Here is a 20,999-nt window from a genome sequence, read left to right on the forward strand (position 1 = left end):
AATTATCTGAAAATTGTCAATAATTTAAGATTATTTTTTTAAAAATAAAGAAAAAACCAAGAAGTAATACTTCTAGGCTTTTTAAAGGACACTTTAATTGTCAGACAATTTTAGATTTCTCCTCTTCCTTACGGTGTAAATTTCCTACAAATTCATGATTGATATCATCAAATGCAGATAGTTTTACCTCTTTAATAAACTTAAATTTTTCAATTTCTTGTATTTTCGACTCTGCATCTTCTTTATTGACATACAATACTAAATAACGAGAGCGTTTAGAATGATAATATAAGTCACCAAACTTAGTAACTTTTCTTGCATCACGATTGTAATATAAATAAACAACGATGCCTACTCTATCTTGTTTTGAATACATGTTTAATCCTTTTCTTTGATATTTTGATAGATACCAATTTCTGGGTGCTCTTTACTTGATGATAGAGGTAAACCTTCATCAACAAAAATTGTGGGAGACACCACATTTGCAATCTGCTGACTGATTTCAGCTAGAATTTCTTGACATGCTACTTCCGCATATCTCAATTCGATCACTTTTGAATTCATATCAAGTTTCTTCTTGTTTGCCAGAATCGTCCTCCTCAACTCTCTCAATTCTGGTCGAAACTTTACAAAATCAATCTCTTTTGTATAGCTATCAGTTAATTGACTTAGTTCTTGAATAGCAACTTGGACCTCACTATCTTGATCAAGTGCATTTAACTTTTCTTGATAATTAAGAAACTCATCTCTCTCAAGCAAATCATTGACCAATTGGTCAATGGCATCATCAATTACTATTAAGTCTTCATTTATGACTAACATAACTTGATTATATCATAATGTCTCAGAATCAGTTATTCTAGTCGATTTTTATTTATTATTGGCTTTCTTCAATTATAGCATGTTTAAAATAAAAAGACATCACTCTCCACAGATATGTCTTTTATCTCAGTATCCTGATTATTTGGATATAATTATAGTACAAAAAAAGCTAGACAAGATGTCTAGGCTTTTTTACTTCAAGCTATTGTTTTCCATGATTTCATCGATGAACCCATAAGCTAAAGTTTCTTTAGCATCCATCCAATAATCTCTTTCAGCATCTCTATGGATTACTTTAATTGTTTTTCCACTGTTATCAGCAAGAATTTTTTCTAAGCGTTTACGAGTTTTTAATAATTGCTCCGCAACGATTGCCATATCCGACTGCTGTGTACCATTTCCAGCACCGCCCATTGGTTGGTGAATTAGATACTCAGCATTTGGTAACATGAACCGTTTACCCTTGGTTCCAGATGATGCAATAATTGTACCCATTGAAGCTGCCATCCCCATAACAATTGTTTGGACATCAGATTTAATGAAGTTCATTGTATCAACGATTGCTAAACCAGCAGATACAGAACCACCAGGTGTATTAACATAAAGGTAAATATCTTTAGTATTATCTTGTGCATCTAAGAATAACAATTGAGCAATGATAGAATTAGCCATGTTATCCTCAACAGGACCAGTTAACATAATAATACGATCTTTTAATAAACGTGAGTAAATATCATAAGATCGTTCACCACGACTTGTTTGTTCAATAACAACAGGAATCATATAATTCTCCAATCTAATTTACCTGTAGAGTGAAATCAACTCTTGCGCCAGGTAATCTTTTATGATGACCTTATTATAATCTATTGGTCAAAATAGGTCAAATAATAAACTTACTTTTAAAAAAACTTTCTAGCACTTAAACTAGAAAGTCCATTTAGAACAATATTTTGAAAAGAGCTGTTTACTCTAATCTGTTTCTCAAGGCTCGTCTAAGTAAAAGTCCACCGGAGTCTAAGGACTCGCGTCTTTATTTCAAGGCTCGTCTAAGTAAAAGTCCACCGGAGTCTAAGGACTCGCATCTTTATTTCAAGGCTCGTCTAAGTAAAAGTCCACCGGAGTCTAAGGACTCGCGTCTTTATTTCAAGGCTCGTCTAAGTAAAAGTCCACCGGACTTTTACTTAGTACCAAACAAGCGGTCACCTGCATCGCCGAGTCCTGGGACTATATAACCATGTTCGTTTAATTTTTCATCTAAAGCGGCTGTGAAGATATCAACGTCAGGATGAGCATCTTGTAATTTTTTAACCCCTTCTGGAGCTGCTACTAAACATACAAATTTGATGTTTGCAGCACCACGTTTTTTCAATGAATCAACTGCTAAAATAGCTGAACCACCTGTCGCTAACATTGGATCTACAACAAAGATTTGGCGTTGATCAATATCTTCTGGAAGTTTGACTAAGTACTCAACTGGTTCTAATGATTCTTCATCACGGTACATACCGATGTGTCCAACTTTTGCAGCTGGAACGAGACTTAAAAATCCATCAACCATACCAATACCAGCTCTTAAGATTGGAACAATTGCTAATTTCTTACCAGCTAATTGTTTTTGAACAGTTTTTGAAACTGGAGTTGTGATTTCAACATCTTCAACTGGAAGGTCTCGAGATACTTCATATCCCATTAACATTGCAATTTCGTTGACTAATTCACGAAAATCTTTAGTTGACGTCGTTTGACGACGCAAAATTGATAATTTGTGTTGAATTAGTGGATGCGAAATAACTTGAAATTTTCCCATGGTCGTTTACTTCCTTCTTATTTTTTTCACTTGTAACATTATAGCAGAAATCTTCAACTTTTGCAGATTTTTTTAAAGCCTAAGTTATTCTAACCTTAACAGAGTAAATAGATTCTACTCGATCCACTAGAATAAAAAAAACAACCTAGTTTCACTAGGTTGTCAATTTAAGCAATTTTAAATTTTCGACGAAGATTTTCAGCTCTGCGATCACCAATCAATTTATCCAATTGATGTGTCACTAATGTTAAATAGCCATAGATACTAAAGCCAAGACCACCAATAATTAATAAATAAAGGAGACTGGCGCTTCGGCCATCAGTCGATAAGAAGTAACCTAATATCCAATTTCCAAGAACCACCACAATTCCCATTACTGCTGTTAGAATTGCTAATAATAGAATTTGACGGAATAACAAATTTCTATTAAATTTAGTTACTTGATGTAAGCGACGGATCATTAACACGATTGGTAAGAGTAAACCAAAAGTCGTTGCAAGCAAGGGTCCATAAGCATGGAATAAATAAATCGATGGAATCTGTAAGACAAGTTTTACAATAACCCCATAAGCAAAGTAGAGCATGGCTCTTTTATTTTCAAATAAGGCTTGGAGCATTGGTGCAAGTAAGGAATAGAGTGCTAGTAAAATAACTTGTAATAAAACAACTCTAAACAAACTGATTGCTGTTGGTACTGTCACTCCATAAAAGACCACATAGAGAGGTTTGGCTAAAATAATTGCCCCTGTCAATGCTGGTAATAAAAACATGAATAACATGGTAATATTATTGATGATTAATTTAGCTGCTGCATGCATATCTTTCTTGACATAATTCTCTGTCAATAAAGCAATTCCAACGCCACCAATTGAAGCTGCAACAGCAATAAGAATCATCGTAATTTTTGCTGGATTGGCATTAAAGTATCCAAATAGCTCCATTAGTTGTGCCTTAGGAAGCTTGGTAAAGAGCAACATACTATTAATGAAAGTCCATTGGTCAATTAATTGAAAGGCTTGGATGGCACTACCAGTAACAATAAAAGGAATTGATTCTTTTATTGTTTCCCACAATAAACCTTTGGCATCAATTTTAATATCCATAACAGGTTTTGCAAAAATTTTCTTTAACAATCCTTCTTTATTGAGATAAAAAACCAAGACTAACATACTGGCAATCATCCCAATAAATGCTGCAAATGTCGAATGGATTACTGCTTCAACATAATTACCAGATCCCAGTTTCATAACCATGTAAGTTGCGATTAGCATCCAAATGACCCGAACAATTTGTTCAGCAATCTGACTCAATGCATATGGTTTAATATTGTTATGTCCCTGAAAAATTCCCCTAATGATACTCATGATAGGGAAAATAAGGACAGCTAATGATAAACTGTGCATGACTGGAATTAACTGTTGATCACTACCCGACATTGATGCAAAAATAGGGGAAGTGATATACATAACAAATGAAAAGAAGAGTCCTAGACCCAGCATCAATTTCATAGTTGAACGAATCAACTGGTAGCTATGCTCAGTTTGTCCAAGGGAATTATATTTGGCAATCTGTTTTGCAATTGCGACATTGAGGCCTGTAGTAGAAATCAATAAAAAATAGGCATATACATTATAGCCCATGTTAAATAAGGCATTGGCCTGTGTCGCATATTTGCCCATCCAGATAAACCATGGGATGACATAGATCACACCTAAGAGTCGACTGATAAAATTACTAGCTGTGGACCATGCTGTTCCACGCAACATCAGTTCCTTTTGGGTTATTTCGTTGTTGTTTGTTTCCATATCTATTCTTTCTAAGATGTAGTAGCTATATTATAAACTTTTGAATGATACTTGTAAATCTAGAACTTTAGAGATAAAATAAGTTATATGATTACAATTGAAAAAACTATTGAACTTCTTAAGGAAGATAAAAACTTTAGGGAAGTGTTAGACAAAGAAAATTATTATTTTAATTATTCTGCCCTAACCTTCTCTAACCTTACTTATGATAGCCGAAAAGTTGATATGAGTACGCTTTTTTTTGCTAAAGGCGCAGCATTTAAGGCAGAATACTTAGAATCTGCAATTAAATTGGGATTAACTGCCTATGTTTCAGAAGTTGACTATCAAGTTGGTATTCCGGCAATCATCGTTACTGATATCAAAAAGGCAATGGCTATTATTGCTAAAGATTTTTATGGTAATCCGCAAGATAAGCTTAAGCTATTAGCCTTTACCGGAACTAAGGGCAAAACGACTGCTGCTTACTTCGCTTACAATATCTTGCAAGAATCCCATAAGCCAGCCATGTTATCAACAATGAACACCACTCTTGATGGCAAAACTTTCTTCAAATCTCAATTAACTACACCAGAATCTTTGGACCTTTTCCAAATGATGTCAACTATTGTTGATAATGGAATGACTCATTTGATTATGGAAGTCTCAAGTCAGGCTTACTTGGTCGAACGTGTTTATGGTTTAACCTTTGATGTCGGTGTATTTCTCAATATCAGCCCAGATCACATTGGTCCAATTGAGCACCCTACTTTCGAGGACTACTTCTATCATAAGAGACTTTTAATGGAGAATAGCCGAGCAGTTATCATTAATAGTGATATGGATCATTTTGATATTTTAGCTGAACAAGTTGCCAATCAGGAGCACGACTTCTATGGTAGTCAGTCAGAAAATCAGATATTAAACAGTCAAGCCTTTACTTTTAGTGCTAATGGTAAAATGGCTGGAGATTATGATATCCAATTAATTGGGAAATTCAATCAAGAAAATGCTACTGCTGCTGGACTAGCTTGTCTACGTCTAGGTGCTGATTTGACAGACATTAAGCAAGGAATTGCTAGGACTAGCGTCCCTGGACGAATGGAAGTTATCTCACATCCAAGTGGTGCAAAAGTTTTCGTTGATTATGCTCATAATGGAGATAGTCTAGAAAAATTAGTTACAGTTGTTGAAGAACACCAAAAAGGAAATATCAGCTTAATCATTGGTGCAACAGGTAACAAGGGTGAAAGCCGTCGAGCAGATTTTGGTCAGGTAATTAATAATCACCCAACCTTAAAAGTATATTTAACTGCTGATGATCCAAACTTCGAAGACCCACAAGATATTTGCCAAGAAATTGCAAATCACGTCAATAGATCTGTCTCGATCATTGCTGATCGTACAAAAGCCATTTCAACGGCCATCAAAGATTGCCAAAAAGAAGGTGACGCCTTAATCATTGCTGGTAAAGGAGCCGACGCCTATCAAATTGTTAATGGCCAAAAAACAGATTATCCTGGTGACTTAGCAGTTGCTCAATCATTAATAAATGATTAAGACGCCTCTCTGGTGTCTTTTTTTACTGCTCAATTGGTAAAAGAGCATTATTTATAATCATTATTAGTGATTTTTATAACCATTCTTACTACTCTTTTTAACCATTACAAACAAGTCAATTTTTACAGAAATGCAATATAAAAGGCTTTGTCCTGTCTTTTTTCTATGCTATAATGAGAAAGCTCTTAAAATATACTATAAGAAAAAGGGAGGGGATAATGTCAATTATTTCAGCAGAAAAAATTGAAGTTGCATATGATCAAACTATTGTATTGAATGACTTGTCACTTGAATTATTGGATAATAAAATGACTACTATTATTGGCGCAAATGGTTGTGGCAAATCGACTTTGCTGAAAGCATTAACCCGTATCCTCCCTATTAATCAAGGACAAATCATCATCGATGGTCAATCCATTGCAACTATGCCGACCAAAACAATTGCTAAAAAAATTGCTTTATTACCTCAAGTTCAAGAAGCCAGTCAAGGCATCAAAGTTTATGACTTAGTTTCTTATGGTCGCTACCCACATCAAGACAGACTTGGTCGATTAAAAGACAAAGATATTGCTATCATAAATTGGGCCCTTACTGCCACAAATACCAGTGAACTGGCTGACCTTGCTATTGATTCTTTGTCTGGTGGTCAACGTCAAAGAGTTTGGATTGCAATGGCCTTGGCACAAGATACGGATACGATTTTTCTTGATGAACCAACGACATATCTAGATATGAATCATCAGTTAGAAATATTACAATTACTAAAAAGTCTAAATGAAAATGAAGGTAAAACTATTATTATGGTCTTGCACGACCTCAACTTATCATCTCGCTTTTCTGACCAATTAATTGCTATGAAAAATGGTCAAATTCAATACCAAGGAACCGTCACTGAAGTGATGTCACCTGCAATTATTAAAGATATCTTTAATATTCAAGCGGATATTATTGAAGACCCTAAACATCATTGCCCAACTTTATTGAGTTATGATTTACTATAAATTTATTCTAGGAGAATAGAATTCATGAAAAAAATACTGTCACTGCTTACTTTAGCTTTATCTGTTTTTATCTTGGTTGCTTGCGCAAGCAATTCTCCAAAAAAAACAACTATAAAACCATCTAAAATGCCTAAAATAACAGGCTTCACATATAAAGGAACGATACCAGAACATCCAAAGCGTGTCGTTAGTTTAACTTCAACTTATACAGGCTATCTTGCAAAATTAGATTTGCATTTAGTAGGAGCAACAACTTATGATCAAAAGAATCCACTCCTAAAAGATGCTTTAAAAGATGCGAAGATTGTTTCGGCAGCGGATTTAGAAAGTATTGCTGCCTTAAAACCAGATTTAATTGTGGCTGGTTCAACTGAAGAGAATTTGCCTCAATTAGCAAAAATCGCACCAACTTTATGCGTTCAATACCGTAAACATGACTATCTCCAAGTTTTTTCAGATTTTGGAAAAGTCTTTAATCAAGAAGATAAAACAGAAGCTTGGTTAAAAAAATGGAATAAAGATACCGCACAATTTGAGAAGAAAGTCAAAGCTGTCACCGGAGACAAAGCAACCTTCACCATTATGGGACTTTATCAAAAAGATATTTATTTGTTTGGTAAAGATTGGGGCCGAGGCGGTGAAATTATCCATCAGGCCTTCCACTATGATGCACCAGAAAAGGTAGAAAAAGAGGTCTTTCCAAAAGGCTATCTTTCACTCTCACAAGAAGTCTTGCCTGATTACATTGGAGATTATGTTGTCGTTGCTGCCGAGGATGACAAAACTGGCGCTGCTTTATATGAAAGCCAGTTATGGAAAGATATTCCAGCTGTAAAGAATAAGCATGTCATTAAAGTCAATGCAAATACCTTCTACTTCACTGATCCAATTTCCTTAGAGTATGAATTAAAAACACTCAAAGAGGCAATTTTGGCACAAAAATAAAAGGACTATACAATCCATGTTATTTGGACAAACAAAAGATAAAGTTAAGAATAAGCCAAGAAATTTTTGGCTTATTCTTTTCATAAGTTGCCTTATCCTACTTATTGGAATCTATTTCAGTTTAATCTATGGGGCAAAATCATTTTCATTTCAAGAATTACTCATAGCCTTAAAATCTAGTCAGCCATCGAAAATCAGAACAATACTGGTTGATGTTCGCTTACCAAGAATTGTTGCGGCTATCTTAGTTGGTACTGCTTTATCGTTATCTGGATCTATTATGCAAGCTGTGACCAGAAATCCAATTGCTGATCCTGGACTTTTAGGAATTAATGCTGGTGCTGCCTTAGCTCTGGCTATTGCCTATACCATTTGGCCCCAGCTTCACTATTCCTTAATTATTGTAATTTCTATGGTTGGCTCTACACTTGCATGCCTATTAGTCTTTGGCCTTTCCTATCAAAAAGGCCGAGGGTATCAGCAAATGCGCCTTATCTTATCTGGGGCAATGGTAGCCATGCTCCTTTCAGCCATCGGACAAGCGTTGATTAACTATTTTCACTTAGCAACCGCCATTATTGGCTGGCAAGCAGGTGGCTTGGTTGGCGTCAATTGGAAAATGGTTACTATGGTCGGACCAGTGATTATCCTAGCCCTCATTATTCTGCAAGTCTTTGCTTATCAATTAAGTATTTTGAGTTTAGCAGAAGAAAAAGCAAAATCATTAGGTCAATCAACTTTTACTCTAACCCTACTATTCTTAGCTTTAGTCCTTGTACTCTCATCAACTTCCGTTTCTTTAGCTGGTAATATAGCCTTTGTCGGACTGATTGTACCCCATCTCACTAAAGCTTTCATCCCTCACAATTACAAGCAGTCCTTACCAATTATCGGTATCCTAGGAGCAGCTTTTATCGTCTGGGTCGACTTGCTTTGTCGCGTCATTAATCCACCCTATGAAACACCTATAACAGCTGTGGTGAGTCTACTCGGATTCCCAGTTTTATTATGGCTGGTTAGAAAGGCGGAAAATTGATGACTAAACAAAAATTTGCATTTTCTCTAGCTATTCTGATCAGCTTCCTCGCTTTCTTATTTTTCCTAAGCTTATCCTTTGGCGATTCTCAAATGTCTCTTCTGGCTGTCCTTAAGTCTTTAATGGGAAAAGCTGACGCTTCAACGACCTTTATTATTACAAGCATTCGACTACCCCGTATTTTAGCTGCCATCTTTGGCGGTGCCAGTTTGGCCATCTCGGGCCTATTACTCCAGACACTCAGTAAGAATCCATTAGCCGATTCTGGTATCCTGGGCATCAATGCTGGGGCTGGCTTAGCAATAGCTTTGGTAACGGTATATGCAGGTGAAGTGCCCGGTCTCATGACCTTTCTCCCCTTAATTGTAATATCTAGTGCCCTACTAACTGTCGCCCTTGTATATTGGATGTCCTTAAGTCCTACTGGTCGTCTCAAAAGTCAAACACTGATTATTACCGGAGTAGGTTTGTCACTAATGCTTTCTAGTCTGATGATTGCCATTACAGGACGTGTTAACCCCTTTAAACTTGATTATATTATTAGTTGGCTAAGTGGACAAATTATTGGTGATGATTGGAAAAGTCTAAGTTTGGTCCTGCCAGTCATGATTATTTTACTAGCCTTAGCTTTCTGGCACAGTTATCCTCTAAATATTTTGAGTTTTAATGAAGAAACGGCGACATCTCTAGGTTTATCACTAAAAAAAGAAAGGTTAATTACGCTTATCCTTTCAACAAGTTTAGCAGCCTTAAGTGTCTTATTACTTGGGAACATTTCCTTTGTTGGACTGATTTGTGGACATATTGCAAGTCAATTTGTCGGAGCAGACCATCGCCTAAAATTACCTTTTGCAGCTTTACTTGGAATGATTTTTCTCCTCCTGTCAGATACCTTGGTGCGCGTTTTCTTAGTTGGCACTAATATCCCAACAGGAATTGTTATTTCAATTATTGGAGCACCCTATTTCCTTTATCTGATGTCAAAATCAAAATAAAAGCTTAGACAATGGTGTCTAAGCTTTTTTTGCTATAAAAGTTAGTTGGTCACTATCAACTGCCATTTGGAGACCATAGGCATTTTCCCCAACTATTTGAATATAACCCAATAATACCAAACTTTGACAAAAAATATCATCAACTTTTTGTTTGACCACTGGACGACGGGTAAACTTCAGAAGAAATGTCGACACATACTTCATGGCATAATTTTGATTTACATCACCAATTAGCTCATAAAGGGATAATTGTGAGTCAGATAAGGAATATTTATGACTTAACTTGTAGAAATAATTAGACAAGGTCAACTGCTGGCGTTCAAAGTCCGTTGATTCTATGATAACACAAGCATTGGTTTCATTTATTAGCTTGGTTTCAAAGCGCAGCTCTTGTAAGGCTTGGTAAATAGCAGAGCAATCATCAATAAAAACCATTTGATCTAATTGTAGTTTATCAAGTGATTCAAGCATTGGCAAAGCCAAGTGATAGCGTTTGTCAGCTCTTACGATATAACCAGCCTGTATATAATCTTCTATGTGTCGATCCAAGTTTTTTTGGTCTGGAAAGTCTTTTTTGATTTGTCTTAAAATGACATCATTATTTTCAGCCAAATAATTAATTAGTTCTTTAAAAAATGGCTGGCCTGTTAATTTATCCGGATTTATTATTTTAATCATGTTCTTATTATAGCAAAAAAAGAAGGATTGCTCCTTCTTCTTACAAGTATTCTTTTTTGACGACAAAGAATGTTCCACGAATTTCACCGGCTAATTTTGAACGTTGGCGGGCAAATTTAAATTTGCCCTCAAATTCTTTTGGAATGTCAATGCCGTTGGATAATTTAAACCCAACTGCGCGTTTGCCACCTTCAGCAAGTGTATATAAGACATTTACTGCAAGTCCATTGACATAATAGACATGTGACCATAAAATACCATCAACTTCCATCTGTGAAACACAAAGTGCTTTATAGGGGAAAACCATGTCACGTTCTTCCAGTACTTTTTCAATGAAAGGGAGGATTTCTGGTTTTTCTTCTGGTGTAAAGACTTCATAGTCAATCTTATATTTATTCCAGAAATAACGTGCTTCGTTTGCGCGAAGACCAGCTAAAACTTCTTTTACTGGAGAATCCTCTAATAAAGTTGTTTCAACTTCTTTAAAATTTACAATATATGACATTAAATACCGAAGCTCTCTGTTAATTGAGGTACAACTTGTTTTTTACGTGATACAGCACCAGCTAAGAAAGCATGGTTATTTTCAAGAGTGAATTTAAATGCTGCTTCTACTTTATCCATATTGCTACCAATTGCTAAAATTTCTGAATTTGAATTAACAATATCTGTAATCATAAGCACGAAGTCTGAATAACCTTCAGTTGCAATTGCAGTTTTGATTGCAGCTTCAATGGCATCTTGACGTTCTAGAACTTCATTGATATCAACAGTGTTAACTTGTGCGACACGAACAGCATTACCATTCAATTCAAATGTTTTTGCGTCGATGTCAATTAATTCTTCTTCTGTTTTACTTGAGAGGTTAGTTCCTGCTTTAAGAAGGGCCATTCCGTACTCTTCTAAATTAACACCTGCAAGCTCTGCCAATTCTTCAGCCAATTTAGGGTCTGTCATATGAGTTGTTGGTGATTTAAGTAAAAGTGTATCTGAAATCAAGCCTGAAAGCATAAGCCCAGCAATTTCTTTTGGTACTTCAAGATTGTTTTCTTTAAACATACGATAAACAATTGATGATGCTGATCCAACTGGTTCTACACGCATAAATAAAGGGTTAGCTGTTTCAAAGTTGGCTACACGGTGGTGGTCAACAACGCCATAAATGTTTAATTCTTGGATATCTGAGATAGATTGTTGGAATTCGTTATGGTCTGTTAGGATAACCGTATCCACTCCTTCAGATTTAGCTGATTCCACAACACGTGGTGCTGTAACTGAGAAGTAATCAAGAGCAAAAGCAGTTTCTTCGTTTGGTTGACCTAAAGCGACTACTTCAGTATCTAAACCATAAGCTTGTTTTGCTAAATAAGCAAATGCATACGATGAACCAATGGCATCAGAGTCTGGATTTTGGTGACCAAAAACAAAAATTTTAGACATGTTTATACCTCATTCTATTTATTCACTCTATTTTAGCAAATTTACCTTTCAAAATCAAAGTATCCTTCTTTAAAGCCTTACAAAACAAGAAAAAGACTAGCAAATTTGCTAATCTCATTAACTTTGATGAACACGATTGAGATATTCAGTATATGTCTCAGTTTTCATCACTTCTTTGGCATGTTGAACACGTTCTCTTGTTGGTGGTTTGACGCCTTCCAATTGATAAGGGATACCAAGTTCACGCCATTTAAATTCTCCCATTGTATGGTATGGTAGGATTTCGAATTTATCAACATTTTTCAATGTGGCTACAAATGCACCCAATCGTTCTAAGTGGTCATCAATATCTGTCAGACCGGGCACTAAAACGTGTCTAATCCAGACTGGAATCCCTTTTTCTGACAAGTACTGGGCAAATAATAAGATATTTTTGTTTGGTTGTCTGGTAACAATTTTATGCTGTTCTTCATCAATTTCTTTAAGATCCAGTAAAATTAAGTCAGTTACAGCTAATAAAGTATCTAATTTTTCATGGTATTCAGGTGTTGCACGATAGGCAAATCCACAGGTATCAAGCGTCGTATGAATACCTAAAGCTTTTGCTTCCGTGAAGAGGGCAGTAATAAAATCAATTTGAAGCATGGCTTCACCACCAGAGACGGTAATCCCTCCGTTTTTACCCCAAAAATGTTTATATTGCAAAGCTTCATTTAAGACATCTTTAACAGTCCGTTCTTGTGATTTATTCGTTTCCATCTCCCAAGTATCAGGATTATGGCAATACTGACAACGCATTTTACAGCCTTGCATAAAAATAATAAAACGAATTCCAGGTCCATCAACTGACCCAAAGCTCTCTGTAGAATGTATCATACCAGTTACTTGACCATAATCTATAATTGTCATTTTTACTCCTTTTCATGAAAACGGTTAACAATTTCATTATATCATTTTTAGCCAAAAAGACTAGGCCATAGCCTAGTCTTCGTCAATATTCTGTTCTATATTAGAAACAATTAATTTTAGCTTAGTAATACGGCCATCTTTAACCTTATCATTGATCAGAATTAAGTGTTTACCGTTACTTTCACACTCATAAGTTTCTTTTTCTTCTTGACTTGGAATATTTCCAATTCCTGTTATATAGAAACCAGCAATGGTATCCACATCATCACTTTCAAGTTCTGTTTCAAAGAATTCATTAAAATCATTCAAAGTCATTGTCCCAACGACAATATAAGTTCTATCACCGATATCATGAACAAACTTTTCAGCCTTATCTGACTCATCATCAATTTCACCAACAATTTCTTCTAACAAATCTTCTAAAGTTACTAAACCAGCAACTCCACCATATTCATCTAAAAGAATAGCCATTTGATTTTGCGTATTTCGAAATTGTCTCAAAAGATCATCAACAAAAATTGTTTCTGGAACAAAAAGTGGTTCTTGGAGAATACGTTTCATATGTATATTCTCAAATCCGTTTTTAAAGCCAGCTTCAAGCAGACGTTTGGTATGAACTAAGCCAATGACTTTATCCTTGTCATCATCATAAACAGGAATCCTTGAAAAATTTTGACTCAGTATTTCTTTAATATTTTCCATTGCATCGTCATTGACATCAATCATAAATGCGTCAGTCCGTGGGACCATGACTTCACGCGCCATCAATTGATCAAGAGAGAAAATTCCTTGTAGCATTTCAATTTCTTCAGCATCTAGAGTTGCTTCACTATTTGAAAGCATGTACTCTATTTCATCACGCGTCATTTGTTCATCAGCGTCATCAAAGGTCATTGGTGTTATGCGACTAAGTAAATTAGTCGAAGCTGATAAAAACCAAACGAAAGGACTAACCATTTTTCCTAAGACAATAATCACGGGTGCAGAAATAACTGCCAATTTATCTTTTAAATTCATGGCAATCCGTTTTGGATAAAGTTCACCAAGCACAATCGAGATATAGGTTAAGAAAACAAGTGAAATAACACTTCCTGCTGTCTGGGCTGTTTCAGAACCACCCATCCATTGTGAAAATACTTTTCCAAGCGAAGCAGATAAGCTTGCCCCAGATAAGAGACCAATAAAGGTAATACCAACCTGAATGGTTGATAAGAAATTATTTGGTTGGTCTAAAACTGTCAATAAGCGAATGTATCGTTTGTCACCGTCTGCTGCTTTTTGTTCAACACGCGAGCGGTTAAGAGAAACTAAAGCCATCTCACTTGCTGAGAAAAAGGCATTTAATAAGGTCAAGGCAAGTAGTAATAAAATTTGTAAATATAAGGGCTGACTCACAGGGTCTTCCATTAATAATAACTCCTAAAAATATATATAGTACATTCATTATAGCACATATTTACTACTTGGCATTTATTTTGTTTTTATTATCCTAAAATTTTCCGTAAAAACTCATATATATATTTTTCAGTAAATATCTCTACAAAAAAAGAAGCTAGCCAAAGCTAACTTCTAATTATTTTTTTCAATCATAACCAGATATGGAGGATTATTGACTTGATTAATCGCCTGATAAGTCATCACGGTTATTTCTTTTTGATTCAATTTGGACAGGTAGGCCATCAAAGCTTTGCGCTCTTCTTGACCACCTTCATGGCCATAATAAACCATAATTGCTATCCGACCACCGACGACTAAACGTTCTATAATTTTTTCAAGCGCTAGTATTGTTGTATCTGGTTTAGTCACTAAATCTTTATTTGCACTTGGTAAATAACCAAGGTTAAAAATCGCTCCATCAATCTTATCCGTATACTTATCCACATGTTGATGACCATCAAGAATTAGTTGAACATTATTTACATGAATAGCATCTAATTTTTTTCTAGTCGCTAAAAGGGCTTCTTCTTGGATATCAAAGGCAATGACTTCTTTTACCAAGGGTGCAAAATAAAGCGTATCATTACCATTTCCCATTGTCGCATCAACAAACAAACTATCTTGGGTTAAAACTTCTTTTAAAAATTCATGTGATAATTGAATTGGTTTTTTCACTATTACTTCCTAACTTGCTAAATCACGATGGTTATACACTAAGCTTGCCATTGCTAATGAAATTAATATCACTGCTGCAGCAACAACCAACATTTTCCAGTCTAAATTTTGACCAGCAAAGCGATCTGTCGCATTAGTAAAATAAAATGGTGTGACAAACTTGAGGTAGTCAACTTTTTCTACTAGGCGACAAATAATATCCATAAAGTATGCCAATAGAACGATTCCCATTCCAAGTCCAATAAGTCGTTTTCTAGTAAAAGCAGAAATCATAAAACAAAGGCTGGCAATTTCAATTTGTAACAAAAGCACCAGACCATGGTATTGCCAAAACGCTGCATAATCAAAATCCATATTAACTTTCCATAAAGCAAGGTATTCTAGCCCGATGCCAATAATATTGAAAATAACTAAGCAAATTAACATGCCAACATATTTACCATTAAGAACCTTTTGTCTGCTCAAAGGTAAACTATAGAGGAACTCTGCCGTGTGAGCTTCTTCTTCCTTGGCAACAATTGAAACACCAAGTAAAGCACCATACATGGCAGCGCCTAATGAAAAGATTAGTGCAATTTCTACCGCATAATAGCCCCCAAGAGAAGCTATAGAGACTTTGTCCATTCCCAAGGCCTTAGAGACACCACCCATATCTTGATAGATATTTGAAATGTTCTTCATACTATCTGCGACACTCTCATAGAGCAGGATACAAAGGGCACTACTTAAGCCAACTGTGATGGCCCATATCAAAAGACTTTTTGTGTTTTGACGTAATTCATGTCTGATAATCATTTGCCATCCTCCTGATAATAATGCATAAACAGTTCTTCTAAACTAGGTTCCTCAATCAAGACATCATCAGGATTTAATTGGCTCAAGTCGGCCAAAAGCTGATCAACTTTCCCTTCAAAAGTGAAGGTATTTGATTCGCCATCTTTCCAAGTAGTGACAATTTTCTTCTGACTGCGCATCAAGTTTTCTACAGTATCAACTGCTAACAGTTTTCCTTTTTTGAGAATACCGACCCGGTCGCAATAGTCTTTTACTTCTGATAAAACATGTGAGGAAAGGAAGGTTGTCCTTCCAGCCTCTTTGGCTTCCAGGAGTAATTGGAAGAATCGTTCCTGCATGAGAGGGTCTAAACCAGATGTCGGTTCATCAAGAATTAACAAGTCTGGCTGGTGCTGTAAAGCACAAACAATGCTGACCTTTTTACGATTTCCGAGTGATAAATCTTGAATTCGTTTGTTCATCGGTACATCTAACAATTTGCATATGCGGTCTGCTTCTTTCGTACAATCTTTATCATGTGCTTTAGCTGCAAAACGGATAACTTGTTTAGCAGTCATTGTTGGGTAAAACATTGCCTCAGATGGCATGTATCCAATATGCTCTAATAGATCTTCCATAGTTTTATGACGGTTGTTGAAAAGCGTAATAGTCCCTTTTCTATGCCCAATTAATTCCAAAATACAACGAATAGTCGTTGACTTTCCAGCACCATTTGAACCTAAAAAGCCAAAAATTTCGCCTTTTTCAACTGATAAATTTAAATTATCCAATGCTAAGTATCTTCCATAAGACTTAGATAATTTGTCAATTTTTAAAATTGTATCAGACATCTTCTCTCCTCCTGTCATTTAGTTCTTTTGAACTACGACATCCTTGGTAAGAATCTCTTCTTTCCATTTCAAAATCAATTGCATTAAGAACTTCCCACTTATTTAAACTCCACATGGGACCAATTAACATCTCTCTTGGAGCATCGCCAGTAATGCGGTGGATAACAATATCCTCTGGTATGATCTCCAATTGATCACAGATAACAGATATATAGTCCTCTTGTGACATTAATTGAAGTCTACCTTGATGGTAATCTCGTTGCATCCGGGTATTTGTCATTAGATGGAGTAAATGGAGCTTTATCCCTTGAATCTCATTATCAGTGACACAACGTCGAACATTTTCAATCATCATCTCATGGGTCTCACCAGGGAGCCCGTTAATTAAGTGCGAAACAATCTCAATCTTAGGATATTTGCGAAGGCGCTTAACTGTTTCCTTGTATAAAGCGTAAGAATGGGCACGATTTATTAACTGTGAAGTTACTTCATATGTTGTTTGCAAACCTAACTCTACAGTAACATGCATGGTTTCCGCCAGCTCGCCCAGATAAGCAATCACATCATCTGGTAAGCAGTCTGGTCGTGTACCAATATTTACTCCTACTACGCCTGGTTCGAAAATAGCTTGTTCATAACGTTCTTTAATGGTTGCCAAGGGGGCATGAGTATTTGTGAAATTTTGAAAATAGACCAGATATTTTTTCACTTCTGGCCACTTGGCATGCATAAAATCAATTTCCTTATAAAATTGCTCACGAATTGGTGCATCTGGTGCGACAATGGCATCACCTGAACCTGAGACAGTGCAAAATGTACAGCCCCCATGGGCCACTGTTCCATCCCTATTTGGACAATCAAAACCAGCATCTATGGGAACTTTAAAAATCTTTTCTCCAAATATCCGTCGATAGTAATCATTGAGGGTTTGATATCTCTTTTTCATATTCATATTATAGCATTAAATAGACAGAAAAAAACAACTCGATTGAGTTGTTTAGACATTATTTTTGTTTTGATTGAAAGCGCCACTCGAACCGTTTTTTATCATATATTGGATATAAAAACTGGAGTACTCCAAATCCTAGGATAAATCCGCCCAATACATCACTTGGATAGTGAACACCAAGATAGATTCGTGAAGTCCCTATGATAAGAATTAATAACCCAAGTAAGCCGACTGTTAGCATTTGAAGAGGCTTATTACTAATCCTTTGATAGGCAATAATCAATAAAGTTCCAAAAATCAACATACTTCCCATTGCATGTCCAGAAGGGAATGAATAGCCATCAGCCACAACTATATGAATAAGGGAAGGCCGTCCACGCTGGTAAATCAGTTTTAATACTGTGATTAAAATGGCTGCAATGATACCAATAGTCAACATAAAGTATGCTTCTGACTTCCATTTTTTTAATGCTAAAATAACTACAGAAACAATGACAATCATTATTTGTGTAATCACATTACCGGCGATAGTAATGGTTTTAAAAAATTCAGTTAGATTTTCTGGTAAACTGCCTCTAACTGCTGATTGAATCGTCTGATCAAACTGGACTAAACTTTCCGGGAAAAATTTAACAATGTAGCCAATCATAACGAATATCAATAAAGCAAAGGAAGCAATTAACCAATGTTGTTGCTTATTTTTCATCTATTGTGTATATCTTTCTAAAATTGGTTTACAAGCAATATACACAAAATAAAATGAAATAGCAAATATTATACTTTCTACAATATTAAAAGGTACCACCATTGCCATAATATATTTACCAATACCAATAAAAGATCTAATATCAAAATTAGCAAATTTAGCATAAAGTCGAATGGCATAAAAGTAATTTAATAAGACCATTGAAAGTGTTAAAACAATTGTTCCAATAAGACTAGCTCCAAGGTACTGTTTTACTGTTTGTTTTGATTTCCAAATCAAGGCAAACACAGTCACAAATAATCCTAATGCAACAATATTCATGGGTAAACCAATAAAATCATTGACTCCACTATTATTCAGTAATAACTTCAATAGTGATCTCAAAATCAGAATGACATAAGCACTCTTTAAATCTAATAAAGCCATACCAATTAACACCGGTATAATTGAAAATTCAATCTTTAGGAAACTAGCTCCTGGTATGATTGAAAAGCTAAAAAACATCAAGACAAATGATACCGCTGAAAGTGCAGCAATCATTACCATACGTTGTGTTTTTGACATAAAAAAGTTCCTCCAATTTTTTCAAATTGAAAGAAGTTCCTTCGTATTTGGGTACCAAAAAAGTAGTAGCCAAAAAACCCGGTCTTCTCTCATCCAGACTTTACTGTCGGTCGTGGAATCACACCACGTCAGCTTTCGCTCGCGGACTTCTAGTTACCTAGTCACCGCCGGTCGGGAATTACACCCTGCCCTGAAGACACTAATAGAATAGCAAATATCTCACTATATAGCAAGACTTTTGATTAAAATTATAAATAATATGCAAACTGACTCTATTTTAGAATTTTATTTATATAAAAAAGCACCTTTTCAAAAAAAGATGCTTTTTTATATATTACTACTTCAATTTATCATGTTCATATCTATGGCTTAATTCCAGACCCTGGAATGATTGTTGCTTTAAGGCTTCATATACTATCATACAAACCGTATTAGATAGATTTAGACTTCTGACATGTTCATCGTTCATTGGGATGCGTAAAGCCTTCTCAGAATGTTCTCGCATGAATTCTTCGGGTAGTCCTTTATCTTCTCGACCAAAAATAAAGTAATGGGCTTGTCCATCATCATAATTGTGATCTGAATAGACCTTTTCTGCAAATTTACTGATTAAATGAATTTGTCCGTCCACTTTTCCCAAAAAATCATCCAAGGAATCATAGAATCGAACATCTAATTTATCCCAATAATCTAGTCCTGCACGTTTCATCTTTCGATCATCAATTGGAAATCCCATTGGTTTGATAATATGAAGGGGTGCGTTGGTTGCCGCACATGTTCTTGCTATATTACCTGTATTTTGTGGAATTTGTGGTTGAAATAAAACCACATGGTTTCTACTATTGTTTTCTCTATAGTCTATGTCTTCTAGTTTGTTTCCCATTATATTATTCTACCTTTTCACTCATAAAAAAACCACACTGCTCGGAGTCATGCTCAGCAAACAATGTGGTTGTGGTGCTTCGCAAACTTAAATCATAACAGGTTTGATTTAAATCAACGAAAACTTATTACTTATTATAACACTCTATCAAAGATTGTCAACAATTTATCTTTATAAAGTTGTTTTTTTCAAATATTTTTATTACGTCTTAAAGTAAAATAGTCAGGGACAGGATCATTCCCACCTTCAACAAATGGATGGCAACGCAAAATGCGTCCAACCCCCATTACTACACCTAATATACCATGTTTTTCAATCGCCACAATCATATATGTGGAACAGGTGGGACGGTATCGACAAGAAGGTGGAAAGAGTGGAGAAATCCACTTTTGGTAGACTTTCACTGGTGCTATTAATAGTTTTTTCATTTGTTATTTGTTACTGCTGCATTATGCAACTGACTGATTTCTTTCTTATTTAATCGACGAGCTTCGCCTGGACGTAATCCAGTCAAATCTAACGTACCAAATTGAGTCCGAGATAGTTTATCAACAATCAAGCCTACTGATTCAAACATTTTCTTAACTTGGTGGTTGCGACCTTCATGAATAGTTAACTCAACAATCGAGCGATTCTTATCAGCTTCAACTCGAATGATATTATAACGAGCTGGTTTAGTTTTCTTACCATCAATAACCACTCCACGAGTCAATGGACGCAAGTTATCTTTTGTAGCAATTCCTTTAACACGCGCCAGATAGACTTTATCAATCTCATTTCTTGGGTGAATCATCATGTCTGTGAAATCACCATCATTAGTTAAAAGAAGTAAACCAGATGTATCCCAGTCTAGACGACCTACTGGATAAATTCTTTCTTTAACTTGTGGTAGTAAATCAATTACGGTTTTTCTTCCTTTATCATCTGAAACGGAAGAAATCACACCACGAGGTTTATTTAAAAGATAATAGACTTTTTCTTCATTGTAGATTGGACTACCTTCAATTTCTACTTGATCACCTGATTTAACAGTCGTTGCTAATTCAGTAACGACTTGACCATTGATAGTAACTAGTCCTTGTTTAATTAGTTCTTCAGCTTTCCGTCTACTGGCAACCCCAGCATGGGCGATAAATTTGTTAATTCTCATTTTTTCTCTTTTCTATTGCGTTCAAACCAACCA

Annotated in this window: 24 protein-coding genes and 1 riboswitch; of the genes, 5 read left to right on the plus strand and 19 right to left on the minus strand. The window is 35.5% G+C overall.

Annotated features, from left to right (window positions below):
* Positions 1-100 precede the first annotated feature (100 nt).
* The 5 genes from SPB_RS07330 to SPB_RS07350 form a co-directional block, all read right to left on the minus strand.
* A complete protein-coding gene (locus SPB_RS07330; protein WP_003102688.1) occupies positions 101-376 on the minus strand; it encodes a YlbG family protein in 276 nt (91 codons plus the stop codon).
* Positions 377-378: 2 nt separating this feature from the next.
* A complete protein-coding gene (locus SPB_RS07335) occupies positions 379-822 on the minus strand; it encodes a YlbF family regulator (RefSeq protein WP_003105053.1) in 444 nt (147 codons plus the stop codon).
* A 192-nt stretch (positions 823-1,014) separates the two neighbouring features.
* Positions 1,015-1,605 (minus strand): ATP-dependent Clp protease proteolytic subunit, encoded by a 591-nt coding sequence (locus SPB_RS07340; RefSeq protein ID WP_003104338.1) that lies wholly within the window; start codon positions 1,603-1,605, stop codon positions 1,015-1,017.
* 394 nt (positions 1,606-1,999) lie between these two features.
* Complete coding sequence (upp, locus tag SPB_RS07345) at positions 2,000-2,629, minus strand: uracil phosphoribosyltransferase (RefSeq protein WP_003104995.1); 630 nt, start codon at positions 2,627-2,629, stop codon at positions 2,000-2,002.
* Between the two features lie 167 nt (positions 2,630-2,796).
* The gene (locus SPB_RS07350; RefSeq protein ID WP_003105776.1) at positions 2,797-4,434 is read right to left on the minus strand and encodes a putative polysaccharide biosynthesis protein; all 1,638 of its coding nucleotides are present in this window, start codon (positions 4,432-4,434) and stop codon (positions 2,797-2,799) included.
* Positions 4,435-4,521: 87 nt separating this feature from the next.
* On the opposite strand from SPB_RS07350, the gene SPB_RS07355 reads away from it, so the two are divergent.
* From SPB_RS07355 to SPB_RS07375, 5 genes are all read left to right on the plus strand, one after another.
* Positions 4,522-5,973, plus strand: coding sequence for a UDP-N-acetylmuramoyl-L-alanyl-D-glutamate--L-lysine ligase (locus tag SPB_RS07355; protein ID WP_003104981.1), 1,452 nt, complete (start codon positions 4,522-4,524; stop codon positions 5,971-5,973).
* A gap of 218 nt (positions 5,974-6,191) precedes the next feature.
* Entirely contained in the window at positions 6,192-6,974 is a 783-nt protein-coding gene (locus tag SPB_RS07360; protein WP_003105857.1) for an ABC transporter ATP-binding protein, read from the plus strand.
* Positions 6,975-6,998: 24 nt separating this feature from the next.
* On the plus strand, positions 6,999-7,919 hold the full coding sequence (locus SPB_RS07365) for an iron-hydroxamate ABC transporter substrate-binding protein (RefSeq protein WP_003103818.1): 921 nt from the start codon (positions 6,999-7,001) through the stop codon (positions 7,917-7,919).
* A 16-nt stretch (positions 7,920-7,935) separates the two neighbouring features.
* Entirely contained in the window at positions 7,936-8,955 is a 1,020-nt protein-coding gene (locus tag SPB_RS07370; RefSeq protein WP_003104560.1) for a FecCD family ABC transporter permease, read from the plus strand.
* Positions 8,955-9,950, plus strand: a complete 996-nt coding sequence (locus SPB_RS07375; RefSeq protein WP_003105420.1) for a FecCD family ABC transporter permease — start codon at positions 8,955-8,957, stop codon at positions 9,948-9,950. Before SPB_RS07370 ends, SPB_RS07375 begins: the two co-directional genes overlap by 1 nt.
* Before the next feature lie 18 nt (positions 9,951-9,968).
* Here SPB_RS07375 and SPB_RS07380 read toward each other — a convergent pair whose 3' ends face one another.
* From SPB_RS07380 to SPB_RS07445, 14 genes are all read right to left on the minus strand, one after another.
* Positions 9,969-10,628: a DUF1803 domain-containing protein gene (locus SPB_RS07380; RefSeq protein WP_003103390.1), complete on the minus strand. Its 660-nt coding sequence runs from the start codon at positions 10,626-10,628 to the stop codon at positions 9,969-9,971.
* A 40-nt stretch (positions 10,629-10,668) separates the two neighbouring features.
* Positions 10,669-11,133, minus strand: a complete 465-nt coding sequence (locus SPB_RS07385) for a DUF8821 family protein (protein ID WP_003104139.1) — start codon at positions 11,131-11,133, stop codon at positions 10,669-10,671.
* The gene (locus SPB_RS07390; RefSeq protein ID WP_003102751.1) at positions 11,133-12,068 is read right to left on the minus strand and encodes a manganese-dependent inorganic pyrophosphatase; all 936 of its coding nucleotides are present in this window, start codon (positions 12,066-12,068) and stop codon (positions 11,133-11,135) included. Before SPB_RS07390 ends, SPB_RS07385 begins: the two co-directional genes overlap by 1 nt.
* Positions 12,069-12,185: 117 nt before the next feature.
* Complete coding sequence (gene pflA / locus SPB_RS07395; RefSeq protein WP_003103661.1) at positions 12,186-12,977, minus strand: pyruvate formate-lyase-activating protein; 792 nt, start codon at positions 12,975-12,977, stop codon at positions 12,186-12,188.
* Positions 12,978-13,049: 72 nt separating this feature from the next.
* On the minus strand, positions 13,050-14,384 hold the full coding sequence (locus SPB_RS07400; protein ID WP_003102824.1) for a hemolysin family protein: 1,335 nt from the start codon (positions 14,382-14,384) through the stop codon (positions 13,050-13,052).
* Positions 14,385-14,546: 162 nt separating this feature from the next.
* Entirely contained in the window at positions 14,547-15,092 is a 546-nt protein-coding gene (mnmM, locus tag SPB_RS07405; protein ID WP_175282154.1) for a tRNA 5-(aminomethyl)-2-thiouridylate-methyltransferase MnmM, read from the minus strand.
* 6 nt (positions 15,093-15,098) lie between these two features.
* On the minus strand, positions 15,099-15,884 hold the full coding sequence (locus SPB_RS07410; protein WP_003105061.1) for an ABC transporter permease subunit: 786 nt from the start codon (positions 15,882-15,884) through the stop codon (positions 15,099-15,101).
* Entirely contained in the window at positions 15,881-16,714 is an 834-nt protein-coding gene (locus SPB_RS07415) for an ABC transporter ATP-binding protein (protein WP_003104290.1), read from the minus strand. The genes SPB_RS07410 and SPB_RS07415 overlap by 4 nt, the downstream gene beginning before the upstream one ends.
* Positions 16,707-17,660 carry a tRNA modification radical SAM protein MnmL/YtqA gene (gene mnmL, locus SPB_RS07420; protein WP_037621380.1) on the minus strand — a complete coding sequence of 318 codons (954 nt, stop codon included), beginning with the start codon at positions 17,658-17,660 and terminating at the stop codon, positions 16,707-16,709. The genes SPB_RS07415 and mnmL overlap by 8 nt, the downstream gene beginning before the upstream one ends.
* A 58-nt stretch (positions 17,661-17,718) precedes the next feature.
* On the minus strand, positions 17,719-18,369 hold the full coding sequence (locus SPB_RS07425) for a phosphatase PAP2 family protein (protein WP_003102506.1): 651 nt from the start codon (positions 18,367-18,369) through the stop codon (positions 17,719-17,721).
* Positions 18,370-18,933, minus strand: a complete 564-nt coding sequence (locus SPB_RS07430; RefSeq protein ID WP_003105567.1) for an ECF transporter S component — start codon at positions 18,931-18,933, stop codon at positions 18,370-18,372. It lies immediately after the preceding gene.
* Between the two features lie 77 nt (positions 18,934-19,010).
* Positions 19,011-19,135, minus strand: a riboswitch (FMN riboswitch).
* A gap of 135 nt (positions 19,136-19,270) precedes the next feature.
* On the minus strand, positions 19,271-19,816 hold the full coding sequence (locus tag SPB_RS07435) for a tRNA (cytidine(34)-2'-O)-methyltransferase (protein ID WP_003102349.1): 546 nt from the start codon (positions 19,814-19,816) through the stop codon (positions 19,271-19,273).
* 188 nt (positions 19,817-20,004) lie between these two features.
* Entirely contained in the window at positions 20,005-20,244 is a 240-nt protein-coding gene (yidD, locus tag SPB_RS07440; protein WP_037621206.1) for a membrane protein insertion efficiency factor YidD, read from the minus strand.
* Complete coding sequence (locus tag SPB_RS07445; RefSeq protein WP_003102482.1) at positions 20,241-20,966, minus strand: pseudouridine synthase; 726 nt, start codon at positions 20,964-20,966, stop codon at positions 20,241-20,243. Before SPB_RS07445 ends, yidD begins: the two co-directional genes overlap by 4 nt.
* Positions 20,967-20,999: the final 33 nt, after the last annotated feature.

It is taken from the genome of Streptococcus parauberis NCFD 2020, from assembly GCF_000187935.1.
GTDB classification, from domain to species: domain Bacteria; phylum Bacillota; class Bacilli; order Lactobacillales; family Streptococcaceae; genus Streptococcus; species Streptococcus parauberis.

What these genes read in the sequence shown, in the direction of transcription:
- SPB_RS07330 (WP_003102688.1), bottom strand. Translation starts at nt 376, where the DNA reads ATGTATTCAAAACAAGATAGAGTAGGCATCGTTGTTTATTTATATTAC.
- SPB_RS07335 (WP_003105053.1), bottom strand. Translation starts at nt 822, where the DNA reads ATGTTAGTCATAAATGAAGACTTAATAGTAATTGATGATGCCATTGAC.
- SPB_RS07340 (WP_003104338.1), bottom strand. Translation starts at nt 1,605, where the DNA reads ATGATTCCTGTTGTTATTGAACAAACAAGTCGTGGTGAACGATCTTAT.
- upp (WP_003104995.1), bottom strand. Translation starts at nt 2,629, where the DNA reads ATGGGAAAATTTCAAGTTATTTCGCATCCACTAATTCAACACAAATTA.
- SPB_RS07350 (WP_003105776.1), bottom strand. Translation starts at nt 4,434, where the DNA reads ATGGAAACAAACAACAACGAAATAACCCAAAAGGAACTGATGTTGCGT.
- SPB_RS07355 (WP_003104981.1), top strand. Translation starts at nt 4,522, where the DNA reads ATGATTACAATTGAAAAAACTATTGAACTTCTTAAGGAAGATAAAAAC.
- SPB_RS07360 (WP_003105857.1), top strand. Translation starts at nt 6,192, where the DNA reads ATGTCAATTATTTCAGCAGAAAAAATTGAAGTTGCATATGATCAAACT.
- SPB_RS07365 (WP_003103818.1), top strand. Translation starts at nt 6,999, where the DNA reads ATGAAAAAAATACTGTCACTGCTTACTTTAGCTTTATCTGTTTTTATC.
- SPB_RS07370 (WP_003104560.1), top strand. Translation starts at nt 7,936, where the DNA reads ATGTTATTTGGACAAACAAAAGATAAAGTTAAGAATAAGCCAAGAAAT.
- SPB_RS07375 (WP_003105420.1), top strand. Translation starts at nt 8,955, where the DNA reads ATGACTAAACAAAAATTTGCATTTTCTCTAGCTATTCTGATCAGCTTC.
- SPB_RS07380 (WP_003103390.1), bottom strand. Translation starts at nt 10,628, where the DNA reads ATGATTAAAATAATAAATCCGGATAAATTAACAGGCCAGCCATTTTTT.
- SPB_RS07385 (WP_003104139.1), bottom strand. Translation starts at nt 11,133, where the DNA reads ATGTCATATATTGTAAATTTTAAAGAAGTTGAAACAACTTTATTAGAG.
- SPB_RS07390 (WP_003102751.1), bottom strand. Translation starts at nt 12,068, where the DNA reads ATGTCTAAAATTTTTGTTTTTGGTCACCAAAATCCAGACTCTGATGCC.
- pflA (WP_003103661.1), bottom strand. Translation starts at nt 12,977, where the DNA reads ATGACAATTATAGATTATGGTCAAGTAACTGGTATGATACATTCTACA.
- SPB_RS07400 (WP_003102824.1), bottom strand. Translation starts at nt 14,384, where the DNA reads ATGGAAGACCCTGTGAGTCAGCCCTTATATTTACAAATTTTATTACTA.
- SPB_RS07410 (WP_003105061.1), bottom strand. Translation starts at nt 15,884, where the DNA reads ATGATTATCAGACATGAATTACGTCAAAACACAAAAAGTCTTTTGATA.
- SPB_RS07415 (WP_003104290.1), bottom strand. Translation starts at nt 16,714, where the DNA reads ATGTCTGATACAATTTTAAAAATTGACAAATTATCTAAGTCTTATGGA.
- mnmL (WP_037621380.1), bottom strand. Translation starts at nt 17,660, where the DNA reads ATGAAAAAGAGATATCAAACCCTCAATGATTACTATCGACGGATATTT.
- SPB_RS07425 (WP_003102506.1), bottom strand. Translation starts at nt 18,369, where the DNA reads ATGAAAAATAAGCAACAACATTGGTTAATTGCTTCCTTTGCTTTATTG.
- SPB_RS07430 (WP_003105567.1), bottom strand. Translation starts at nt 18,933, where the DNA reads ATGTCAAAAACACAACGTATGGTAATGATTGCTGCACTTTCAGCGGTA.
- SPB_RS07435 (WP_003102349.1), bottom strand. Translation starts at nt 19,816, where the DNA reads ATGGGAAACAAACTAGAAGACATAGACTATAGAGAAAACAATAGTAGA.
- yidD (WP_037621206.1), bottom strand. Translation starts at nt 20,244, where the DNA reads ATGAAAAAACTATTAATAGCACCAGTGAAAGTCTACCAAAAGTGGATT.
- SPB_RS07445 (WP_003102482.1), bottom strand. Translation starts at nt 20,966, where the DNA reads ATGAGAATTAACAAATTTATCGCCCATGCTGGGGTTGCCAGTAGACGG.